Source organism: Botrimarina colliarenosi, assembly GCF_007859955.1.
Taxonomy (GTDB): domain Bacteria; phylum Planctomycetota; class Planctomycetia; order Pirellulales; family Lacipirellulaceae; genus Botrimarina; species Botrimarina colliarenosi.
The window spans coordinates 170568-192873 of the sequence record NZ_SJPR01000003.1 but is presented as its reverse complement, the minus strand read 5'-3'; the positions used below and the strand labels follow the sequence as shown (position 1 = coordinate 192873).

General features: G+C 65.2%; 24 protein-coding genes. 2 read left to right on the top strand and 22 right to left on the bottom strand.

Features of this window, described 5'->3' with window-relative positions:
* Window positions 1-126: 126 nt before the first annotated feature.
* From epmA to efp, 4 genes are all read right to left on the bottom strand, one after another.
* A complete protein-coding gene (epmA, locus tag Pla108_RS12490; protein ID WP_146445287.1) occupies window positions 127-1056 on the bottom strand; it encodes an EF-P lysine aminoacylase EpmA in 930 nt (309 codons plus the stop codon).
* On the bottom strand, window positions 1053-2945 hold the full coding sequence (locus Pla108_RS12485) for a M48 family metalloprotease (RefSeq protein WP_146445286.1): 1893 nt from the start codon (window positions 2943-2945) through the stop codon (window positions 1053-1055). Before Pla108_RS12485 ends, epmA begins: the two co-directional genes overlap by 4 nt.
* A gap of 116 nt (window positions 2946-3061) precedes the next feature.
* Window positions 3062-3670 carry a LemA family protein gene (locus tag Pla108_RS12480; protein ID WP_146445285.1) on the bottom strand — a complete coding sequence of 203 codons (609 nt, stop codon included), beginning with the start codon at window positions 3668-3670 and terminating at the stop codon, window positions 3062-3064.
* Between the two features lie 50 nt (window positions 3671-3720).
* The gene (gene efp, locus Pla108_RS12475) at window positions 3721-4296 is read right to left on the bottom strand and encodes an elongation factor P (RefSeq protein WP_146445284.1); all 576 of its coding nucleotides are present in this window, start codon (window positions 4294-4296) and stop codon (window positions 3721-3723) included.
* A gap of 137 nt (window positions 4297-4433) precedes the next feature.
* Between efp and epmB the strand changes: the two genes are divergently transcribed.
* Window positions 4434-5462, top strand: a complete 1029-nt coding sequence (gene epmB, locus Pla108_RS12470; RefSeq protein ID WP_146445283.1) for an EF-P beta-lysylation protein EpmB — start codon at window positions 4434-4436, stop codon at window positions 5460-5462.
* A 3-nt stretch (window positions 5463-5465) separates the two neighbouring features.
* Complete coding sequence (gene rlmN, locus Pla108_RS12465) at window positions 5466-6554, top strand: 23S rRNA (adenine(2503)-C(2))-methyltransferase RlmN (RefSeq protein ID WP_146445282.1); 1089 nt, start codon at window positions 5466-5468, stop codon at window positions 6552-6554.
* On the opposite strand, the gene Pla108_RS12460 is transcribed toward rlmN, so the two are convergent.
* From Pla108_RS12460 to Pla108_RS12380, 18 genes are all read right to left on the bottom strand, one after another.
* Window positions 6527-7165: a hypothetical protein gene (locus Pla108_RS12460; protein ID WP_146445281.1), complete on the bottom strand. Its 639-nt coding sequence runs from the start codon at window positions 7163-7165 to the stop codon at window positions 6527-6529. The genes rlmN and Pla108_RS12460 overlap by 28 nt on opposite strands.
* Entirely contained in the window at window positions 7165-7380 is a 216-nt protein-coding gene (locus tag Pla108_RS12455; RefSeq protein WP_146445280.1) for a hypothetical protein, read from the bottom strand. The genes Pla108_RS12460 and Pla108_RS12455 overlap by 1 nt, the downstream gene beginning before the upstream one ends.
* A 1-nt stretch (window position 7381) precedes the next feature.
* On the bottom strand, window positions 7382-7780 hold the full coding sequence (locus Pla108_RS12450) for a hypothetical protein (protein ID WP_146445279.1): 399 nt from the start codon (window positions 7778-7780) through the stop codon (window positions 7382-7384).
* On the bottom strand, window positions 7780-8886 hold the full coding sequence (locus Pla108_RS12445; protein ID WP_146445278.1) for a LamG domain-containing protein: 1107 nt from the start codon (window positions 8884-8886) through the stop codon (window positions 7780-7782). The genes Pla108_RS12450 and Pla108_RS12445 overlap by 1 nt, the downstream gene beginning before the upstream one ends.
* Window positions 8887-8961: 75 nt before the next feature.
* Window positions 8962-10125 carry a phage major capsid protein gene (locus Pla108_RS12440; protein WP_146445277.1) on the bottom strand — a complete coding sequence of 388 codons (1164 nt, stop codon included), beginning with the start codon at window positions 10123-10125 and terminating at the stop codon, window positions 8962-8964.
* A gap of 60 nt (window positions 10126-10185) precedes the next feature.
* Window positions 10186-10659, bottom strand: a complete 474-nt coding sequence (locus Pla108_RS12435; protein ID WP_146445276.1) for a hypothetical protein — start codon at window positions 10657-10659, stop codon at window positions 10186-10188.
* 64 nt (window positions 10660-10723) lie between these two features.
* Window positions 10724-11617: a hypothetical protein gene (locus Pla108_RS12430; protein ID WP_146445275.1), complete on the bottom strand. Its 894-nt coding sequence runs from the start codon at window positions 11615-11617 to the stop codon at window positions 10724-10726.
* 161 nt (window positions 11618-11778) lie between these two features.
* Entirely contained in the window at window positions 11779-11973 is a 195-nt protein-coding gene (locus Pla108_RS12425; protein ID WP_146445274.1) for a hypothetical protein, read from the bottom strand.
* 51 nt (window positions 11974-12024) lie between these two features.
* Window positions 12025-13422 (bottom strand): phage portal protein, encoded by a 1398-nt coding sequence (locus Pla108_RS12420; RefSeq protein WP_146445273.1) that lies wholly within the window; start codon window positions 13420-13422, stop codon window positions 12025-12027.
* Window positions 13423-13447: 25 nt separating this feature from the next.
* Window positions 13448-15049: a hypothetical protein gene (locus Pla108_RS12415; protein ID WP_146445272.1), complete on the bottom strand. Its 1602-nt coding sequence runs from the start codon at window positions 15047-15049 to the stop codon at window positions 13448-13450.
* Window positions 15034-15525: a hypothetical protein gene (locus Pla108_RS12410; RefSeq protein WP_146445271.1), complete on the bottom strand. Its 492-nt coding sequence runs from the start codon at window positions 15523-15525 to the stop codon at window positions 15034-15036. Before Pla108_RS12410 ends, Pla108_RS12415 begins: the two co-directional genes overlap by 16 nt.
* Before the next feature lie 69 nt (window positions 15526-15594).
* On the bottom strand, window positions 15595-16692 hold the full coding sequence (locus tag Pla108_RS12405) for an ABC transporter ATP-binding protein (RefSeq protein WP_146445270.1): 1098 nt from the start codon (window positions 16690-16692) through the stop codon (window positions 15595-15597).
* Window positions 16693-16782: 90 nt separating this feature from the next.
* Window positions 16783-17334 carry a ParB N-terminal domain-containing protein gene (locus tag Pla108_RS12400; protein WP_146445269.1) on the bottom strand — a complete coding sequence of 184 codons (552 nt, stop codon included), beginning with the start codon at window positions 17332-17334 and terminating at the stop codon, window positions 16783-16785.
* A complete protein-coding gene (locus Pla108_RS12395) occupies window positions 17331-17573 on the bottom strand; it encodes a hypothetical protein (protein ID WP_146445268.1) in 243 nt (80 codons plus the stop codon). The genes Pla108_RS12400 and Pla108_RS12395 overlap by 4 nt, the downstream gene beginning before the upstream one ends.
* A 231-nt stretch (window positions 17574-17804) precedes the next feature.
* Window positions 17805-18647: a hypothetical protein gene (locus tag Pla108_RS12390; RefSeq protein WP_146445267.1), complete on the bottom strand. Its 843-nt coding sequence runs from the start codon at window positions 18645-18647 to the stop codon at window positions 17805-17807.
* 195 nt (window positions 18648-18842) lie between these two features.
* Complete coding sequence (locus Pla108_RS12385; RefSeq protein WP_197526514.1) at window positions 18843-20063, bottom strand: S1 family peptidase; 1221 nt, start codon at window positions 20061-20063, stop codon at window positions 18843-18845.
* Between the two features lie 5 nt (window positions 20064-20068).
* On the bottom strand, window positions 20069-20644 hold the full coding sequence (locus Pla108_RS20985) for a hypothetical protein (RefSeq protein WP_197526513.1): 576 nt from the start codon (window positions 20642-20644) through the stop codon (window positions 20069-20071).
* A 408-nt stretch (window positions 20645-21052) separates the two neighbouring features.
* Window positions 21053-22174 carry an endonuclease/exonuclease/phosphatase family protein gene (locus tag Pla108_RS12380; protein WP_197526512.1) on the bottom strand — a complete coding sequence of 374 codons (1122 nt, stop codon included), beginning with the start codon at window positions 22172-22174 and terminating at the stop codon, window positions 21053-21055.
* Window positions 22175-22306 lie beyond the last annotated feature (132 nt).

Here is a 22306-nt window from a genome sequence, read left to right as displayed (position 1 = left end):
ACTGTGGGAGGGTTCCCTTACCCCGATTACGGTCTCTTAGCCGAATGCGGCATGGTGCGCGTCATCGGGGTCAGGAGACCCCTCCCACAATTCCTCTCCCACAATTCCTCGCTCCTTCGCGGGCGATCAATAGAAATCCGAGAACGCGGTCACCTCGCCAATGTTCTGCGCGCCGGTGGCGAGCATCACCAGCCGATCGAATCCAATGGCGACACCGGCGCAAGGCGGCAACCCCGGATCGACCATCTCGGCCAGCAGGCGCTCTGGCATCGGAACCGCCGGCCATCCCGCCGCCAATCGCTGCGTATTGGCTAGCAAAAGCCGCTGGCGTAATTCGGCCGGGTCGGTCAACTCTTCATAACCGTTGGCGAGCTCCATGCCGCGCCAGTAGAGCTCGAAACGCTGCGCGACCGCTGCCCCGTGTTCATCGAGCGTCGTCGCCGCCAAAGCGGCTTGCGTTGCCGGGTAGTGGCGCAGCACTTCCGGCTGTCCGTGGCCCAGCACCGGCTCAACGCAGACTGCCAGCAGCACATTGAGCCACTCGTCACGATCGTCCGACTCGAAGGGCGCCGCCGCGGGCGCCTGCTCTTGAATGAGAGCACGCAGCTCGTCGATCGAGGCCGCATGGGGATCGATTCCAAGCACGGCTCCGAACGCTTCGCGGTAGCTCGTGACCTTGGCGGCTGGGGCGTTGAGCAGCGTGTCGAACAACGCCTCGGTCGTTACGATCGCCCCTTGAAGACTGGCGCCCGGCTCGTACCACTCGAGGATCGTAAACTCGGGGTGGTGCCGCTGTCCCACTTCGTGGCCACGAAAGGACTTCGTCACTTCAAAGATTGGCCCCGAACCGGCGCACAAGAGTCGCTTGTGGTGCATTTCTGGCGAAGCCTGCAACCAACGCCGACCGTCATCGAGCTGGCAGAGTTCGATGTGCTGTTCGGGGATCGCTTCGCTCGAGGCGAGCGGCGTCTCGACTTCAAGGAAGCCGCGACGTTTGAAAAACAGGCGGACCTCGTCGAGCAACTCGGCGCGCCGCCGGAGAAACGCGAGATTCATGACGCCGCCAACCTCTGGCCCGGCAGCAGCGGCGGCATCGGGCAGTCGAGCAGGTCGGAAATGCCGCGCAGCAGCTCCGCCTCGGCGACGGCGACGTGGCGGTCGGCGCAAATGACAGCGGCCGCCGCGTCAATCACCCGGCCGCGATGCCGCTCCCCGGCCAACGCGAGCTTATCGAGAGCGGGGCGTAAGGCGTCGAGGCCGCACGCCTTGCGGCTGAGCAACTCGGCCGGCGCTTCTCTCAGGATATCGTCGCGCCCCGCGGCGTAGCCCTTCACGGCGTCCCCCTCCTCTCCGCAAGCGTAAGCCAACGCCGACAACAGAACGCCGCACTCTTGCGACAGCGGGTAGAGCGTCTTGTACTGGACACGGGGCGAACGGACACGCTCGAAGTGGGGCCTCAAGTGCCGCAGCAGCACCTGCGACAGCGTCCATTCGAACAAGGTGAGTCGCTCGTCGGCGAGCACCAGCGCGCGAAAACTCCGGCAGAACCGCTGGTACTGCGGGAAGGACATCGCGGCCAAGGACGGCAGACTCAAGTCGATCAACGGGAGTCGCAGCCGGGCATCGAGCCCGTCGATGTCGTCAACGAGTCGACCGAACAGCGAAGCGACCACGCGGGCGTCAGCCGTCTCGTAGAGTGTCTCACGTTGTCGAGAACGCACGTCGGGGCTGGCGTCCAACAACAAACCATAGACGACCGCCCGGGCCCCGCCCGGATCGCCCGCGGCGGTGCGGACCGAAGCCGGAATCGAAGCGATCAACTCGGCGGCGTAGAGGCGGTGCGCCTCGAGCGGGTCCCCAATCTGATCGACAGCGTTATCGACCGATTCGACGGAGACCTCCGCGTCGGACGACGGCGCCGGGGCGAAGCCAACCCCCTCGCCAATGTCGGCCACGCCACCCACGAGCGGCGACGGGAGCGATCCGTCCCAGGAGGGTTCGATCGCACGGATGCGGTCCTCGAGCGGCGGGTGAGTCGCCATGAGCGACGTGAACCCTTCCCAAACCCCCTGCGAGAAATACATGTGGCTCAGCTCAGCGGCGCGCGGGTGCGAGAGCTTGCTCCCAGTCACAGACGCCATGATGCGTTTCAACGCCCCGGCGATTCCGCCCGGGTTGCGGGTGAACTGCACCGCCGAGGCGTCGGCAAGAAACTCCCGCTGGCGTGAGACCGCCGCCTTGATCAGTCCCCCGAAGAGGCTGCCTATCGAGCCAATCACGAGCAGCGCAACGGCGATCGCCAAGAGAGCCAACACCCCCGAACCACCCTTACCAGATCCGTCGCTGCCCGACTGACGCGAGTCGTAGTGATGACTCGTATTGAAGACGAGCCGCAGGAGCAATCGGCCGATCAGGCCCAGCAACAGAATCCCGTGGAGCACGCCGATCAGGCGGATGCTCATCCGCATGTCGCCGTTGAGGATATGGCTGAACTCGTGAGCGATAACGCCCTGCAGTTCGTCGCGGCTTAGGCTTTGGACACATCCCCGGGTGACGCCTAGCACCGCGTCGCTGGGGGAGTACCCCGCAGCAAAAGCGTTGACCGACTTATCGTCGATTAAGTAGACGGGCGGCGCCGGAGTCCCCGACGCGATCGCCATTTCATCGACGACGTTCAGGAGTCGCCGCTCAGCCGGGTCGGTGGTGGTGTCGCGAACAAGGCGCCGACCCCCCAGGCCTTCGGCGACCCCCCTGCCGCCGCCAAGCCGCAGCGCGCCGACCTTAAAGAGCGACCCCCCGCCAATCAGGGCGAGCGCCCCACCGGCCGCCCCGGCGGGAACCTGCCAAGGAGGCAGCGCCCCGGGCCCTGAGAGCGCGTCCAGGCTCTCTTGCTGCATCGCCGCCAGATAATAGACCGTCACGAAGACCGCGGCGACGATGGTCACTACGGCGATTGCGAAAACACTGAGAAGCCAGACGGTTGATCGCCGTGCCGCCGCCTGCCTTTCAAAAAAATCCGTCGCCATGGCGCGTGAGCCAGCCTGCTACCAGGGGGAACGGTTCAGCCAAACGAGACTTTCGGCGCCTCGTTGATCTTTGCATCGTCGAAGTCGAGCAACTCGGCGTCGGCGGCATGTCCGAGCAGACCGGCGAAGAAGATCGGCGGGAAGGTCTGTTTGTACGTGTTGTACTCAGTCACCGCGTCGTTGTACGCCTGGCGGGCGAAAGACACCTTGTTCTCGGTGGAGGTCAGTTCTTCGGTGAGCTGGGCCATGTTTTGATTGGCCTTCAGGTCGGGGTAGGCCTCGGAAACGGCGAAGAGCCGTCCCAAGACGCCTCCGAGCCCTTGCTCGGCCGACGAGAGATTCGCCATCGCCGCCGCGTCGCCCGGCGCCGCCGCGGCCGCCTTGAGGGCGCCGACGGCTTGGTTCCGCGCCGTGATCACCGCCTCGAGCGTCTCGCGCTCGTGGCTCATGTAGCCCTTGGCGATCTCGACCAAATTCGGGATCAGGTCATAACGACGTTGGAGTTGCACCTCGATCTGCGAGAAGGCGTTCTGAAAGCGATTCTTGAGCGTGACGAGGCGGTTGTAGATGCCAACGCCCCACAAGAAGAGAACCACCGCCAACCCGCCCAAGACGAGCATCGCGATCACTGCCGGGCTAAGCATGGTCTCAGGTCCTTCGCATCAGGAAGTTTAAGGCGACTACCGCCAACGCCTTACTCGGGCGCTGTCGTTCGTTCGACGTACTCGCCGGTACGGGTGTCGACACGCAGCCAGTCGCCCGTGTTGATAAACGCCGGCGCCAGGATCTCGGAGCCGGTCTCCAATTTCACCGGCTTCTGAACCCCCGTGGCGGTGTTCCCCTTGGGCGCCGGCTCGGCAAACTCAACTTGCAGAACAACGTGGTTGGGCGCGGTCACGGCAATGGCGTTGCCGTTGTAGGTCATCAACGAGCAATCCATGTTCTCTTTCAAGAACTTCCAAGTGTCGCCGACCTGTTCGGCGTTCAGCTCGTACTGCTCGTAGTCTTGGTTGTTCATGAAGACAAAGTCTTCACCCTGGCGGTACAGGTACTGCGCCGTGAACTCCGAGACGTCCGCCTCCTCAAGCACCTGACCCGCGCGGTAGGTGCGATCGACGATCGTATTGCGGAGCAGGTTCTTCATCTTGCACTCGTAAAGGGCCGTCCCCTTTCCGGGCTTCCGGAAGTTCATTTCCACCATCAGGAAGGGGGTCCCATCGATCTGGACCTTAAGGCCCTTCCGGAATTCACTTGTGCTAACCGTTCCCACGCTTCGCTCACTTCCGTCGGTAGATTTCGGGTAAGATAGGGGACGTGCCGAGTCCGGCGCCCCCCCACCATGTTGCTGCTGTCCAAATGTCGCTGCCGCCCAAGCCCGCCGCCAACGACGGCCCCTAGTCAGAAGCGATGCTGAGTCTATCCGACCAAGATTCCCCTGTCCGCCCCGGGGTTCCTGAAATCTCGCCCGAGCCCGACTGGCGCCGGGAGCTGCGGCTGGCTTTTCGGAGCCCCCGGGCGCTCTGCGAACACCTCAAACTGCCGCCCGAGTTGGGCGATCCGGCGGCCGACAGCGGCTTTCCCCTGCTCGCCCCGCGACCCTTCGTGGCTCGGATGCGGCCGGGCGACCCGGCCGATCCGCTGCTGTTGCAAGTGCTTCCGCGACCGGAAGAATCCCAGTCAGAGGCCCTCCCGGCCGACGCGGTTGGCGACCTGCCGTCGCAACGAGCCAACGGCTTGTTGCACAAGTACCGGGGCCGCGCCTTGCTGATGGCGGCCGGCGGCTGTGCGGTCAATTGCCGGTACTGCTTCCGGAGACATTTCCCCTACGGCGCGACGCCGAAGTCGGACGCCGCTTGGGACCCCGCAATCGAGTACCTCCAGTCGGACCCGACCGTCTCGGAAGTGATCCTGAGCGGTGGCGACCCCTTAATACTGGGCGACGCACGACTGGAACGCTTAGTTGCGCGGCTGGCGGACATCCCGCACCTCCGGCGTCTCCGTATTCACTCTCGATTGCCGATCGTGATTCCCCAGCGAGTGACCGATCCTCTGTGTGACTTAATCGCGAGACTGCGGCTACGGGTCGTGGTGGTCCTCCACACGAATCACGCCAACGAGATTGATGACGCGGTCTCGGAGGCGGTTGACGAGCTCCGCCGCGCGGGCGCGATGGTGCTCAACCAAAGCGTCCTCCTCCGCGGCGTCAACGATAATCTCGAAGCCCTGGTGGCGCTCTCAGAACGGCTCGTCGATATCGGCGTCACGCCCTACTACCTTCATCAACTCGACATGGTGGCTGGCGTCCGACACTTCGAGTCGACGCTGTCAGAAGGCGCCGCCCTCGTTGAATCGATGCGGCGTTGCTTGCCTGGATACGCCGTGCCGCGGTTTGTTCAGGAACAAGCCGGCGAGCCGTACAAAACCCTTCTCGCATGACGCATGGCTGTCTCCTTCTATGACACCGCCGCGGTTGATGCTCTGATCCGCGAACTCCGGATCGATCCTTACCTGCTGCGCCGGGCCCGAAACGCCTTCTTCAAGAAGGCCGCCCCGCCCGAGGCCGCCCTCGCCGAACTCCCCGCCGAGAATCGAACGGCGTTCGCCGCCGCCGTTCAGTTCGGGACCCTGACCGACCTCCGCCGATTCGACTCCGGCCTCGACGAAGCCACTAAGCTGGTTTTTCGCACCACGGCAGGATTCGCGATCGAGTCCGTCATCCTTCGCCCCGCAACGGGCCGAACCACGCTCTGCGTCTCGAGCCAGGTTGGGTGCGCCGCGGCTTGCTCGTTCTGCGCGACAGGCCACATGGGAGTCGCCCGCGACCTCACCGCCGACGAGATCCTCGACCAAGTCGTCAACGCCAATGCGATCCTGAAGGACGAGGGGCGGCGCGTCCGCAACCTCGTCTTCATGGGGATGGGCGAGCCGATGCACAACGAACAAGAAGTGCAAACCGCCCTATCCGTCTTGCAAGACCCGGCGTGCTTTGATCACCCGGCGTCTCGCATTCTCGTGAGTACGGTCGGAGTGCCCGCGCCCCTCCTGCGGACGGTGGAGCGCTTCCCGACAACCAACTTCGCCCTTAGCCTCCACTCGGCGTCGCAAGCAACGCGCGAGCAGATCATCCCTCTCGCTCGTCGTTACTCACTCGATCAGCTGCGCGACGCGGTGCTCCACCTGAATCAGGTTCAGCCCGAAACGACAAAGGTAATGATCGAGTACCTCATGCTCGACGAGGTCAACGATTCACCCGAAGCGGCTCAACTGCTGCTCTCCTGGATCAGCGGTCTCCGGGTGCATGTCAATCTGATCCCTTTCAACAGCATCCCCCACCGTCCTGAACTGAAGTGCTCGCCGCGATCCCGGATTGACACGTTTGGCGAGACCATTCGTTCCGCCGGCTTTCCGACCACGATTCGCTACTCGCTCGGGAGTGACATTGAGGCCGCGTGCGGCCAACTCGTTCAGTCGGAGAACCGCTCCGTCGCCAAGTCCCTCGCTCAAGCGACCGCCTCGACATCGAACTGAAAAGGATCGCCGAGCGTTCCGGGGTAGTCTTGCTGCAACACCGAGTAGAGGCCGCCGCGGTGACGGCGGAGACGGTCTCCGCTGCGCAACTCGAGCGGCTCGACGACCGTGACGGTCAAGCGGCTCGGCGATCGGACGACCTCTTGAGAATCGAGCGTGTCGCCCCGTCCGAAGTGGCCGATACAGCTCGCTCGGACGACTCGCCAATCGACAATGACCGGCCCTTCAGACGTGGTCTCGATGACGGGGCGTTCCAAGTCGAATCGCTCAGCGCAACCGGCGGCGATCTCGACGCGTCGGGTCCCACAGGCGTAGCGGGTGCCGCCCCGAAGCTTGCTCACTGTCCGAACGACCCAACAAGCCTTCTCCGAGTCGACAAGCGAATCCCCCGGCGACGGCGCCACGACGCCCCCCTCCACCGGCAGCTGCCAGGTGGCGTCGAGCACTCGCACGGCGCCGGTGAGCGGTGTTTCACTAAGGGCTTGGCATTGGAATCGCCAAGCTTGCTTCGATTCTTTGGCGCCTCCAGCGCCGCCACGCCGCAAGACAACTGTTTCCAGCGTATCGACGACCACTCCGAAGTCCCCGCTGGCGTTCCATCCGAGTGACATCACGAGCCTCCTTCGGAGATGACTTCGTAGGGACGGACCTCGATCAACTTCCGGTCACACCAGTCGACGGTCCGTTGCAACGACTCGACGTACTGCTCCCAATGGACCCGCTGCCCGTCGATCCAGTAGGTCGGTTTCAGCGTGCTTCTCACCTCTTGGATCTGAGCGAGCGTCTGCAATCGGATGGCTTGAAGCTGGGTTACGTCCTGGGTCATGCTAGAGCGCCTCGATCAGGAATCGGACTACGATGGGCTGCCCCGCGGTGGGCGTCAGCACAAAGCGGATGCGGTAAGACTTGCCCGCCGTCGCGAATGCGGGCGCCGCCGTGATGTCGATCTCGTGCCGGAAGTTGAATCCTTCCTCGTCGACATCCCACGGCGAACCGGTCTCGAGCCCAACCGACAGCAGCGAGGCGGGCGACACGGCCACGTTGGTGTGGCCCGTCACGGGGACCGGATCGACGACGCCACAGGGGTCGATCTCTTCGACCGAGTACACCGCTGTCGAAAGGTCGCCGGGCGCCACCAAGCTCTCGTCAGAGTAGGCGACTCTCGCGAAGAGAACCACACTCCCTCCCGCGAAAACAGCGCCGTACGCTTCGGTAGACAGATTCATCAGCTTGCGTTGCCTCCCGGTAGGATCATGTTGGCTTGGCTCCCTCCGCTCGGGCAGGCGAGACCCGTCAAGGCGCCCGCGGAAGCCGTGGCTTGGGTAAGGGCGTGGGCGGGCGTTCTCGCTGGCAGAACTTCCATCGCGGCGCCAAAAGCAGGATCGCTCGCACCGCCGTCATTAGTCGCCACCGCCGCGACCCTCGCCCAATGTCCGCTGGCTGCCATCGGCATCGAGAAGTGGGGCAGCCCGAGCGTCGCCGGGACGTCTTGCCAACCGGTCGATCCGTCGGGGCTGAGCTGCAGAACCGTTGAGACCGCGAGCTCCCCGTTGTTCTGGGCGTCCCACGCCGACGCCGAGACGCTGTGCGCTTCGCCAATCCGGAAGCTCCCACTCAGCTCGGGGACCCCCGTCGCAACCGGCTCAGGCCCGGCATACAGCTCGGCGACTTCGTCGCCGGTCAGCGCTCGATCAATGATGGCGACGCCGGCAATAGCGCCGGCAAAGTAACAGGTCCTCGCATTGGCGATCGAGCCGCCCACCCATTGGCCGTCGTCAACGGCTCCGATGGCGCCATTGTTGGCGCCCGAAACCACCCACGCATCGGACGGGATCGCTGCGCCAACAAGGACGCCGTCCAGAAAGATTTCCAAGCTCGCGTCGCGATGCACCGCCGCCAGATGACGCCACGCCCCCTCGGTCGGCGCCGGAGCGCTGGCGTAGCTCACCACCGAGTTGCGAGCGGCGACAAAATAGACTTCGCTTCCGGCGAGATGGACTAAGGAGCAATGGGTTGTGCCACCGGTCTCGATCAGCACCTGCGGTGACCACGGGGCGGGCGAGCTCGCCTTCCACCACAAGGAGTAGGTGTGATCGACCCCCAGACCGAGCGTCACTTGCGACGGGATCGTCAGACAGTCGGCGACGCCGTCGAGTTGCAAGGCGTTCGGCATCCAGCCGCGCGGTCCAATCGTCGAGTCGGCCCCAAAGACGAGGCCTCCTTGCAACGTCGCCGAGTGAGCGCCCGCATCATCCGCCGCCACCGTTCCTGCCGCCTCGCTCAGTCGCCAATACGCCACTGCGTCGTCGAGGACTTGCTGATAACTCGCCATGGCGAAGCGACTCCATCGGGTGGGAGAAAACCGGGGGGAGAACGCCACTCCCCCCGGTTCACGGACAGGCCGCCTCTAGCCGGTACACTTCACGACGTACCGAGGATTGATCACCGCGGCGGCGCCGCGTTCGCTGGCCTTGAACCGCATCACGATGTCGTTGGTAAAGTCGGCCTCGCTCCCCAATGGCGCCTGGGTCACCGTGATGGGCCAGTTCTCCATGTAGGCGAACGCCTTGCGGAAGTCGCCGAGGAACCACCACTTCTTCGCGTCGGCGGGGGCGACCCCCGAAGCGAGCACGCGGCGGTAGGCCAATCGGCTCTCTTCAACGCGGTAGTTGCCGAGCGGGTTCGCCGCGATCGTGGCCGACGCGCTGCCGCTCGGGGCGTACGACACTTCCGAAGCGTTGAACGTCCGATGGGCGGCGTGCCGGTAGGCCGGCATCACCAAGGCGGTTGTCGCTCCGAGCAAGACGGGCTCCCCCGTCCCCGGGTCGAGGATGTCGGCGAACAGCTGCTCGGCCACATCGACGTTGGTCCAGTCAACCAGTTCGTTGCCGGCAGCCACATTCGCCCAAGGGCCCGACGCTTGGTAGGTGTCGTAGCTCACGCCCTTGTGCTTGTAGTTGTTGGTGACGCCAACGATCAGATCAAGCAGCCGCTTCTCCTTGTTCAGACCGAGCACCTCGCCCACCTCGGCCGCACGGCTGAGGATCAGGTTCGTGCGGTCGAAGAAGATCGCCTCCTTCGTGACCGGCACGATGAAGCCGTGCTTGGAGGTCGCCGGCGTTTCGATGTAATCCTCGTCGAGGCCCAAGCTCGGGAACGGCATCCCGGCGCCGACCTCGTCGATCTGATCGGCGATCCGTGAGACGCCGGGGATCTTCTCGCCATCGAGCCGCGTCGGCACCGTCTCGACGAGTCGCGACGCCACAAAGGCCTCTTGGGTGTAGGCCTCCAGCACCTTGGCGTGCACCACCTGGGCGGCGATGTTCTGGAAGGCGCTGGCGTCGATCCCTTCACTCGCTTCGAGCACGGGCGAGACCCCACCGCTACGGGGGTCGAGTGTCCGCACCCACTCGCGTCCGTCGGGGATCAGCGCCTCGGCGAGGTCGCGGATGCTAAAGTCCTCGGGCCGGAGGCTCTTCTCCTCAAGCGCCTCGCTGAGGTGCTCGACCGTTTTCGACGGCCCATCGAGCTCATAGCGGCGCCGCAGCTCGCGGTAGTTGAGTAGTCGCATGCGTAGATTTCCTGAAAATGAAGAACGGGATCGAAAGGAACGGCCGCAAAAGCGGTCGCGCTACTCGGCGGCCTGCGGACCGCCCCGCATGACCGAACTGACGATGTCGACCAACACACGGGTCGAGGCGACGGTCACCGGCTTCGCACAACGCCCGATCGCCAACGACAAAGTGGCAGCGTCCTCCACTTTCTGGCTGATGAGTTGCTCGCCGTCCCCATCGACCGCAACCGACAGGGGATTCCCCAGTTCGTTGGTCATCGAGTCGCAGTCGAACTCGAAGACGCCGGTCGTCGCGATCCGGATGCTCGACGCGTCGCCCGCCGGCGACGCCTGCATCGCCACGCCGATGAAGTTGTCGTGAAAGAGGCCCGCGTTCAGGACGCTCGACCCTTGGTCCGCCTGCGCCGAGGCGGGCTTCGCCGCTCCGGTGTCGAGGTAAACCAGGTCGCCGATCTCGACCGCCACGTCCGACGCCACCGGCAGCCTCACCGGATTCGTATCGCCGTACCGCCACCGCATCGTGTTCGCCATCGCTTGCTCCAAGAAAGAAAGGGGAAGGCGCCGCCGCTCATACGCAACGGCTCCGAAGCGACGCCTAACGACGTCGTGTGATCGACTCAACGAATGACTTCGTGTCGGGACCTTGCTCCCGAGTCACGAAGCTCGGCTGCTCGCGCGACCGTGGCTTGCGGCTCTCAGCCGTCCGCACTTCTTCGCGGATGAGGGCGTCCAGATCCGCCTCGTCGGCCTCCAAGAGGCGCCGCGCGAACGCCTCGTTCAGTAGACTCTTCGACGACGCCGCCGAGACGTTGTGCTCCCGCAGGTGCTGTTCGACGCGACGCCACCGGCTCTCCCGCAAGGCTTGCTCGCAGGCTTGCTTGAGCTGCTCTTGCAGTTCCTCGATCTCGCCCCGCACGGCTGCGAGCGTCGCCTCGGCTTCGGGAGTTTCCTGCTGTTCAAAAAGCCCCGAGGTGGTTGCCGGGTCGGCGACGAGGTCGACGCTTTGCACGCGGGTGATCGCTTCAATGACAACGTCGCTCCCTTCGCGACGGGTCCGAGCGAGCACGTTATGCGACAGGCCGACATTCTCCGGCGCGTGCTCGGCGTCCCACGCCAACTGCTCCGCCAGCGGATGGCTCGGGTTGTAGTGGAGATCGCCGTACAGGCCGGTCCCCGCCTGCAAACGGACATTGCGGACCACCCCGAGGCGGTCGCGGTAGTCGCGGGGGGCAAGCGGGTCGCGTGTCGGGTGGTTGACGTTGACTTTCGATCCCTCGTAGAGCCCGATCGCCTTCCGCAAGGCGGGCTCCTCGTAGCGCCGGCCGTTGAGGGAGCGCAGCCCCAGCAGCTTCACGCCGCGGAGAACGCCCCGGACGGCGTCGACCCGGAGCGTTTGCCCCGCCGACCGGACAAACTCTTGCACCGCTTCACTGGAAGAGTCGGCATCACTGGCTCCGACGGGCGGCGTTTCAGCAGAGACTTCGGTCACGTTAGCGACGCCTCCTAAGAATGGAAAAAGCCCACGGCGTGCCTCAATGAGGCGCGCCGTGGGCTCGAGAGAGGACGCCTTCCCCCTAGGGGTGAAGGCTCGGCTCGATGCCGGAAGGATTGACCGAGCACAAACGGCCCGGCGGGGATCAAGGATTGGAGCTACTTCACGACCCGCTCGGTCGCGATCTTCACTTGCTGGATGTAGCCATCTTGCACCTGGAGGGTGAGCGAGACCGCCCCGTAGTAGCCACGCTGGCAGGCCTCCCCGAGGAGCGACACAAGAGCATCGTGGGCGACATGGGCCTTGCCGCTTTTTGTGACGGCGCGGTCGGTGGAAGGGGTGCTGGTTCGCATGGGGGTATTATATACGCTTGTCCACTCTCCCTAAAATCGAATTGGCCACCTTCAAGAGTCTTCCGGCTGACGATCAATAGCGTGCAACCGACGGTTCTTCTGTTCCTGGTCGTAATCGAGGCCAAGCCGTTGACTCCACGTTTGCGTCGAGAGCACCCCGTTGCGATAGGCGACCTCATCGGCCTGGGCTTCGCTCGCACGATCGCGCGTCTGTAGCGTTGGCGCCGTCACCTGCAGATCGACGGCGTCGAGCGCAGCCGCGGGAAGCCGTCCGTAGCGGACCGCATTGCCGATCGCGACGGCGAAGACCCTTCGGTCTTGTTCGATCATCGACGCTTGCAGCCGCCCGAACATCTTCACCGCCGGGCCCTCGGCGATCATCGTCGACGAGTAACTGGCGTTCGACGCATCGGACGTAAACATGAACTCGGGCATCACCAACCGCGCCGCGATGGCCCGGAGTTCGGCTTGAAGAATGGTGACATAGCTGCCGGCGTCGATGCCGGTGGCGGGGAACTCGTATTCCAGCCCCGCGGGGGCGTCGAGGATCGTGCCGGGCCCGTATTCGGTGACGCGGCGTGTCCGCCCCGCCCCGTCGAGCCGGCTCGCCACCGAGCGGTCGGCGACGAACTGCTCAACGCCGCTGCGGGTGGCGCTGCGGTGCTTTCGAATCAAGGCGATCGCCGACTGGATCTCGGCAACCACGCTCATGTTCCGGAGCAGCTTCTCGGCCCGCCGAAGATTGGATCGCACCGCCGTATAGAGCGGCAAGCCGCGTTTGACGTTGCGGTCCACGTTCGCTTTGCGTTGCTGGATCTCGCGGGCGTCGATCAGTTCGCCATCGACGTAGTAGCCGAGCACGGTCTCGACATCGTCGGCGTCGGTGAGCACGCCGTGACTGGCGGGGCTGTCGAGTGGCAGGTCACGCAGCGGCGCCACCTGTTCGGGTTCGACGAAACGCACACGGGCGCCCCCCCGTCCGTCATCGAAGTAGCGCAAGAAGACCTCGCCGTCGCGGTCGAGCCGGCGGACGATCTCTTGCTGGCGCTCATGCCAGTCGTTCGCTTCCTGGAACTCGTCGACGATCTCTTGCACCTGCTGGGCCAGGGCGATCGGCGCTTCGATCCCCTTGCGGATCGTTGCGTGGTAGAGGTGCCCCGATCCCACGATGTAGCTGATGCGGTTCTCGTGGCCGTTGATCGCGAATTCATTCGTTAGCGCCAACTGCCGGCACTCTTGCCGCAAATCGGTCAACTGGGGCAACGTGAACGGCCCCCCCGCCCCTGCGCCGCGGGCGAACCCGACCGGCGCCCACCAATCGCCGTCCTCGCCGCTGAAGGCGTCGCGTGGATCGACGTAGTCGCCCCAGAGCCCTTCGAACGCTTCGAGGAGCCGCTTCTCTAGTCGCTCGAGCCGGCCCTCGAGAGGGCGCCTTGTGGATTCGCTCATCTGCTCTCTCCCAAACGTGAGTTGACTACCAAGGTTCACCGAGGGCCGTTTCCTCGACCCCCCGCGAGCGCCAGACCTCCTCGGCCAGGCGGAGCGCCATCTCTAGCGCGTCGGGACCGTCGTCATGGGCCCCGACGGGGAAGTCGCGCAACTGGTCTACAAGCAACGTTGTCCCCGGGCTGCCACGCCGGAATCGCAACCGGCGTTGCGACAGGTACGGGCCGAGCCGCCGCAGCCGCATCGCCTTGTTCGTGTGGTTGTGGATCTCGCACGGCGTGACGCCGAGGACGCCCTGCCTGGCGAACTCGCTCAAGAATTCTCCGGCGAGCAGTTGCTGCCATTGGTTGGCTTCGACACCGAAGGCGTCGGGACGGAACCGCCGGCAGTGCAGCACGCCGTCGGCAACCATCTGGGCCGTCGGGCGGCGTTCCAAATCCGCCTCGACGTAGATCAAGCCGCGAGGATCGACTCCCAACAGCACAATCGCCGAGTAGTCCCCGGCGGTCGCGTCGGCCCCTTTGCTGGGGTCGAGCGCGATGGTCCGCAGGGTCAGACGCTTCGGCCATTCATCGAACCACGCGTCGACATCGAAGTAGGCCTCGGGCCACTCGCACCGCGTCGGGTCGATAGGAGAGCCTTGCTTCTCACGTTCGAAGGCCGAATGTCCGCTCTCGACCCGCATCCTCATCAGCGTGTAGAGGTCCTCCTCGTCGGGCCACAAGACTTCCGCCCCCGCATGCAGGGCGACTTGATTCGTTCGGTAGAACGCGAACGCCTCGGTCCGCGGGTCGGGCCGGTCGGCGTCGCAGTAGATCGCCTCCCAGTCGCGCCAGAGGTCCATGTCGTCGGGCCAGCGGGCGATCGCTCGGAAGGTCCGCGAAGTCCATCCGGCGGTCTCGTTGAGCCGCATCGCCACGGCGTCGCGGTGCAGCGCGGTGGCGACGTTCACCAAGTTCGTCTGCTTGGTCCCCGCCTTCAGCAGCGTTCCATGGAACCAGTCGGCCGACGACTCACGGAGGCGTGCCGAAGCGATGTGCTGTTCGTTCTGCAAGTCGTCGCAGACGATGAACGTCGGTCGATTCGCGCGACGGCGGCGGCCGCGGATCCGTTGGCCGGCGCCGTACGCCTCGACGACCACGCCGTTGCGTAGCTCGACGCCGCCCGCTTGCCAGCGCGCGCCTTTGCCGACGGCGCCGGGATACGCCTCGGCCAGCTCACGGTTCTCTAGCAGCTCGGTCTTCACGTTCTCGAGGTGTGAATGGGCTTGGTCCTTGGTGTCAGAAACAATCCAGATGTAGGGCTCGGTCCCCTCGACCGCCGCCCGCAGGACGCCGGCGAGCGTGGCGATGGTCGATTTGGCGGCGCCGCGCGGGCCAATCACATTGACCTTCTCACCACGACGGTCGCGCATGGCGTCGATCTGATCGCCGAGCCAGCGGTGAAGCGCCGAGGGGGGTTTGGCGAAGTGAGCCGGCAGGTAGCGCCGCCCCCAGCAGAGCAAGCTCTCGGCGTCTTTCCGTTCGCGTTCAGGGGGTGATTCGGTGAATGCCGACGCCAACGCGGCGCGGAGCGCCCGGAACAATTGGGGTGGGGTTCCCCGCGGCTCGCCCGCTAGGTCGTTGGACATGTCGCCTCCGTTCGGTCATCGTCCTCCACCTCGCTCATTGAACTGGTGGTCTCTAGGTGCAGCGGGTCGTTCAACGCCTCGGCTAGTTCGCCTAAGGAGTCGAGAACCCGTTGGCGGTCTTCCTCGTTCCGCACCGCGGCAGCGACGCCGCTCGCAACGGAGCCGAGGAATCGCAGCAGGTCGCGTCGCGTCACCGAGCCGGCTTCGCGACGCGCGTACCGCTCGGGCAGTCGGCGTTCCAGCCACCAGACGCTCGCCCGCCAATGCCGCTCGTCCCGCGCCGCTTGCTGGATGTTTCGCATGTGCGTCAACTCGCTGCCCGCCTCGGCGTGGCGTAGCTCGGCCGCAAAACTCCCGTCGTTCGCAAGTTCCTCGTTCAACTGTTCCAGCCGGCATCCGACATACCGGGCCGCCGTCTCTCGGTCGCAACCCACCGAGACGATGAGAACGGCCTCGCGTTTCTGTTCGGCGGACATCACGTTGTTGGTCATTCCCCGGCCGTTGCCGATTTCAAGTGAGGGCGATACGTCGTCACGACAACTCGCTCATGACGTCTCCGATCCGAGATACTCGAACGAGACCACCGCCCGGCCGGCGGAGTTTCGGTACGCCGTGAAGGCGGAACTCGTCCGCGTGGCCGATTGCCCTGTCTTCTTCACGGCAACCGTCCTCCAGTCGGGCGAACGCTGACAGTGGCCAATCAGCGCGGGATGACTGCTCGTGACGTTGATCCGAAAGCCCTCGGCCAGGTGTAGCGCGGCGACCGCCTCGACGAACCGCATGCCGATACCGATCCCTTGATAGTCCGGCAGCGTCACGATCCGGCTAAACCGACGGCGCCCCTTCTGGGCGATGATCGGCAATGTAGCGGCAAAACTGACCGGTTCGCCGTTCCAGGTCGCCAAGTAGCACCGCGCCTGCCGAGCGAGCGACCCGCTCAGATAGTGATGCCGCACAAACAATCGCCAAGCCTCCAGGCGGCAGCGATGGACTTCCAGCTCGATGCTCGGTCGTCGAAGACGCCTCCGGGTGAGCTGCCCCGTGGCCATGTCCAACACCCAGTCCGGCTCAAGCCATTCGGCGACGTCATAATGACACGTCACGGCGACGAACCGGGCGGGGATCACCCCTCGGCGGATTTGCTTGGCAATCGCGGCCGAGCAGATGCGAGCCACGTTGCGATCGACCACGCTCGTGAACTCGTCGAAGGCGACAACGGCGCCCGGCGTGTCGCAACTCGCGGCAAGCGCCCGAGCCAGGTCGCAGCGGAAGCGTTCGCCGCCGCTCAGCACCGCGTAGGGCTTCACCCACGACGGCGGCGAGCCAAAGCCGACGGCGGTGAAGAGCTCGACAACCTTCCGCACCGGGATCTCACCGAAACAGTCGACGACCGCCCGATCGGCCGGCCAGTCGGCGGGCACATAGAGACCCTCGCCGAACGCCTGGCGGGCAACCGTGCTCTTGCCACTCCCCGAAGGGCCGACAATGAGGCCGATCGACCATTCCTCGTCGCGCTCAGGAAGCTCGACCGCAAACGTCTCGCTAGCGTGATCGCCCAGCGGCACGTCGAACATGCCGGCGATCTGCTGCACGCGGAACGAGTCGTGAACCGGGCATTCGACTTCGACCGACACGTTGGACATGACGTAGGGTCCGCTGTGCGGACCGTTCCTTGAGGAAAAACCGCGGGGGGGAGGAGAGTCGCCCGCTTGAATCGGTCCGCACAGCGGACCCTACAGCGTTAGCACCCGACAGCGATGGCCTTCCGCCCGCATCCGCTCGTAGATTTCTTGTTGCTGCGTCTCGCCTTCGACCTCGACCACGACCTGGTAGCAAGGCTTGATCACAACGTCCGGCGGATCGGCCTTCGAAGGGTCGTCTTCGATCTCGCGGGCGAGCTTGGCGAGCATCTCGCCGACCGCTTGGCTCTCGGTTTCGACCCGGCCGAGGAGCTCGCCAAGACGTGACGCATCGACGCCGGCCAGCGACGCCAACGGATCGTGCGTCAGCAGCACTTTCTCCGCTTCCTCGTCGCTCAGGTCGAGCACCAGCACCGGGACGACTGCCGAAGGGGTTGTTTCGGCTCGGAGGTGGCCATCGACGAGTTGCAGAGTTCCGTCGGGAAGCTCCCGGGCGAGTAACGCGCCGGCCATGCCGACCTCTTTGAGCACGCCTCGCAAGACGCTTTGCTGGTGACGGGAGTGCGTCCGCCAGTTCTTCGGGTGCGGCTTCAGGTCGCCGGCGCGGACCCGGCGCAGCTCTTTAACCCGGTCTCGGATCTTCATGGGCGGACTCTCCTGGAGATCTCGCGGAGGTCGGTCTGCAAGAGACCGACGTTGTGCTTCAGCCCCGCCAACTCGGCGTCGACCGCGGCGAGCCGCTCGCGATTGGTCTGGGCGATGTCGTGGACCTTGTAGAGCGTCGCCGCGCCGAGCGAGAGGATCGCCAGGGCGAGCGAACAGAGGCCGCCCCAGTCGGCGGGGCCAAGGCGGACTCGATCCGGGTCGTTGGGGTGACGAACCATGGCAAACGAATCGGGGTAGTTCGTAGACAGTCCCCCTCCTTTGCAGGGAGGGGTTAGGTGAGGGTTGAGGTTGTCCGTTGCCAAACGGCGTCGATGTCGCCATGGGAAAGCCAACACGACCTATCGCCCGATCGCCAAAGGCGATCCAAGGTGAGCCGTCGGCGCTAGCCGCGGGTGAATCACCCGTGACGCCACCCGCGGCTAGCGCCGACGGCTCACCCAACTCCAGCATCACGGGCCGGGAGCCGGTGGGATGATCGGGCCGCTCGTCGAGCGCGACGTTCCCGACGCCGACGCCGGATTGATGACGCCGTCACTCCGCGTCGCCCCGTAGAAGCTCGTCAGATTCGTCGGCCAAGGGCCGATGTCCGCCGGCAGCTCGGTGATCGCAATCCCTTCGGCAAGCAACTCGAGTCGGTCCTCCGTGAAGACCCGGTCGAGTCGCGGCACGGTGTCAACCATCTCGGTCGAGGTGAAGAACTTCGACGGGTCGTACGAAGCGAGGTCGGCGTCGCTCAGCATGAACCCGGCGGCCTCGGCCTCTTCCCGCGACTTGCCAAAGAGCTCAACCGCCATGTTCACGTAGACGCGTCGCAGGTACTGACCGACCTGGCCCGCGAAGGCGGTGGAGATCTCCATCTCCTTGCGGTTCTCGGTGTGCTGCATCGCTTCGGCGAGCGAGACGAGCACCATCCCGGCCCAACGCCGCATAAACGGGTTGCGGGCCTTGAAGTACGGGACGGGATAGACGCGGAACACTTCCCCCGCCGGCCGAGAGTGGAGCGCCTCCATGTTGTCCGAGCCGGGCTTCACAGCCCGTCCGGCGAGGATATTCGCCGCGCGCAGGTAGAGCTTGTGGACTCGCTTGCAGGTGTTGATCGACGGCGGGATCCGCAAATCGACATCCTCGTGGTGCATCAAGTGGAACAGGTTGCGTCCCACCAGATCGACCCAATCAAGGATCTGCGGGTTGAGGCTCCCCACGTCGTTCGACCAGTTGGGGACCGCGTAGCCGGCGTCGCCGAAGACGCCGACGTTGTACCAGAGAACCGCATCGGTGTTGGTGAGGGGCATGGGGGGGAGACCTGGGGGTGGATGATAGCGCAAAAGATCGGGCGGCAACGAGCTACCCACACTGAAATCGGAGAAACGTTTCTTGTGAGCGGTACGGCGCTAGCCGCCGGTCGCCCCGCTCGGTGAGTAACCGACGGCTGAAGAACTCACCGGCGGCTAGCGCCGTACCGCTCACCCCCGTCGAGAGACCAAGCGTCAGCTGCCGTTCAGCTGCTGGCGGATCAACGAGTCGAGGCTGGTGAGCAGTTCGACCGAACCGGGAAACTTGCGGCTGAGTTGTTCACTCGCCCACTGATGGGCTTTGGCGTAGTCGTCGCGTTGGTAAGAAACGAAGTGCGTCTCGGGGACCACCTGCTGCGGCGGTGGCGGCGAATCAACCGCAATCGACCTCGTGCTTGGCTTGGTGTCGTTCCGCGTCGAGCGCCGCCGCCACCACGCCAGGCCCGTCCAAACGGCGAAGCCGAGGGGGCCACCAATGCCGATGGCGGCTAGCAACGCCTCGACGCTTCCGACCCCTCGAAACCGCTTGCTGATTGGAGCGGCGACGTTCACCGTCACTTCGCTCCGTAGCTCGTCGAACCGCTGGTCCCATCGCGAGGCAAGCTGCTGCAGATCACCACGCCGTAGCAGGTCGTCCGGCAAAGCGGGGAGATCGGGTTCGGGCTGATTGGCGATCTGATCGATCCGTCGCTCGATCGACTCACGCCATCGATCGGGCTGCTGCGGTGGTTCCGCCTGCGGCGTGCGTTCAACAGGCTTCAAACTTTGGTTGGCTTGAGGCAACCGGGCGAGGATCCGCCGCAGCGGCGCGCCGCCCATCGCAAAGGTCTCGCCGTCGCGCTGCCCCCAGACGACCGCCACCAAGCGGCCCGCCGTGTCGAAGACCGGACCGCCGCTGTCGCCCGAGCGGACCGAACCCCGCAGGCGGACGCTCGGCTCAGTGGCGCCCGAGGCGGTCGCAAACCCCGTGATCGGCCCTCGCACGCAGCGGAGTTCTCCGGTGGAGCCGAACCCACATGCCGACAGAACAACGCCGGCGGTGATCGCAGCCACTTCGACCGGACGCCCCACCCCGCCAGTCGTCTTTAGCAACGCGAGGTCATGCGAGCGGTCGATCGCCACCAGCTCGGCCGGCAGCGATCGCCCGGCGACTTGCACCTCGGTGCGGCCGGGCCCCTCGAACAGATGCGCACAGGTCAGGACATAGCCGCCGCCCGCAATCGAGGCGACGAGCGTTCCCGATCCGATCGAGTCGCCGCTCGCCTCGTGGTGAAGAATCCTGGCGATCGATTCGTGCGTGCGGGGGCCGGAAGGCGCTGAGCGGGAAGGCCCGACGTAGCAGCCACCGGGGCCGCACTGGGCTACACCAACCGATTCCGGCAGCAAGGCGAGGCAGCCAAGCAAGACGCGGAGCATGCTCTTCACTCCCCCGCGAAGGTAAATTGGTACTGATAGAACGGGCTCCGCGCGAGGTCCGCCGGCTCGGTCAGCCGATCGGCCAAGTAAGGGGCCGGGTCGACGCCTCCCGCGAGCCGGTCCGCCATCGCGCATGCCTGGCTACAGAACGGGGGGCGCCGACTCACGGCCTTGTCTTCCACCTCGGGGGTGACGCACATCCGCACGATCGGCAGATGCAGCAGCGCCGCCTCGATGACCGAGGCGTAGCCGTAGTCGCACCCGGCCAAGTGACGCAGGTAACGGGTCGACGCCGCCGCGTCGTACTCGGGCCAACGCCCACCGGGGTTAGCCCGGAACAGATCGATCTGGCCCGGGCAGCGATCGACTTGGCTGGCGAGCGTCACCGCCCGGCCGCCAAACCATTCCCGCACCTCCAGGCAGAACGGCGTGTCGCCCCACCACGCGAGCTTCGCCGCGTGCGAGTGGACGCCCCGGCCCGCCACCGAGATCAAGCCACGGCGGCGGAACAGCAGCAGATCGCCGTCACGCAGCTGCGACTTCACGTCGGCGAGGCGAACAAGTTTGCGGAATGGGAGCACCGGCGCAGGCCTCCGAGGGAGTGGCGTTTCACGCACCGGCGGGCCGCCTAAAAACGAAAAGAGCCCGCCGCGAAAACCAACTTGGTTCTCGCGGCGGGCTCTTCGTGACGCCTCCGCCAGAGTTCCGTCGTTTGGACAGAGAACTCCGCGGGGCTCGCTAGGACGCCTCGCCTCGTGATGGACGTATTCTACCCGAACGCGCGGCCAATTCCGAGGATGAACTAGAGAGGCAAGCGATTTCGTCTCCCCCTCCCTATCAGGGAGGATCGGTGAGGCGCCAGCCGCGGGTGGCGTCACGGGTGATTCGCCGGCGGCTAGCGCCGACGGTTCACCTTGAATCGCCTTTGGCGATCGGAAGCTTGACGCATCCCACCCTCCCCTAGCCCCTCCCTAGAAAGGGAGGGTGATTCAGCGTGACGCGCTGCGATAGGAGCCCCCTTCGATCGCGCTGAACTTACCCCACACGGGCAGGTGATCCGAGATCTCGAGCACCTGTTCGAGCGTCAGTTGGTAGCCCAGTTCGGAGCGGAGGTCCATCACGCCGCTATCGAGATACTCCACCGTCTGCAGGCTGGGGATCAACAGGTTGTCGTAAAGGCGCGTCCCTCGGGCATTGGTCGCTTGGTTGCGGATCAGCGGCGCGATCCCGGGAATCCGCGCGAGCAATCCGAAGTCGCTCGGCGCGATGCGTCGTTGATACTCGTTGGGCGTGTAGCGCGAGGCGGCGGGCACTTCGGTATTGAGGTCGCCCAGCAAGATCACGTCGTCTTCCACGGCGCCGTCGATCGGCGATCGCTGCACCTGCTGGTAGACGTAGTAAAGGGCGTCGAGCTCTTGAGGGACTTCGTCGGGATCGGTGTGGATGTTGATCAGCGTAAACGTGAATGGCGTGTACGGCGCAACAACTCGGGTGCGGAACAGAGCCGCGTACGGCTCGCGGTGCAGGCGGTCTTGCGGGTCGGGCACGACGGCGCAGAAGTTGGGGTGCACCTCGACCGTCGCCGTGTTGAAGAGGTAGGCGTACTGCTCGGTCGAGTTGGTCCGCCCCAAGCGATCGCTCACCCGGGCGTCGTAAACGCCGGTCGCCGCATTGACGTTGACGTAGTCCCGCAGGAACTTGGGGATGAAGTTGTCGTCTTGGGTGCGGATCTCTTGGATCGCGATGACGTCAAAGCTGCGGACGACCTGGGCGAGCGCCCTCATCACGTACGGCTTCGACGCCTTCTTGTCGCCGAACACCTGGATGTTGAAAGACGCGATGCGGATCGATGGCGGCGCCGAGACCGTCGGCGCCGGCGCGAACAGCGGTGATCCGCTGGTCTGTTGCGACACATAGCCGCCGAAGGTTTGGCCGCCAGGGTTGTTGGTAGGCGTCGCCTGAACTTGCCCCTGCTGAGCCAGCACGGGGCCGACGGCGGCGCCAACCTTCTGGACCGCCTGCTGGACGCTCTGAGGGGAGATCCCCTTCAGCGCAGTCCATCCCCCACCGACGAGGACGGCCAACAGAGCGAGTGAGACAATGCGCTGCACGCCGCCCCTCCTTGGGCCTCGAGCGCTGCGGACGGGCCCCGCCCTGCAGAACGGGGGCACACGACACGGCGCCCCTCCGTGGGGGCCGTGCGGCGTAAGATTAGCGGGACACTGCGGTTTTACCTATGGCGA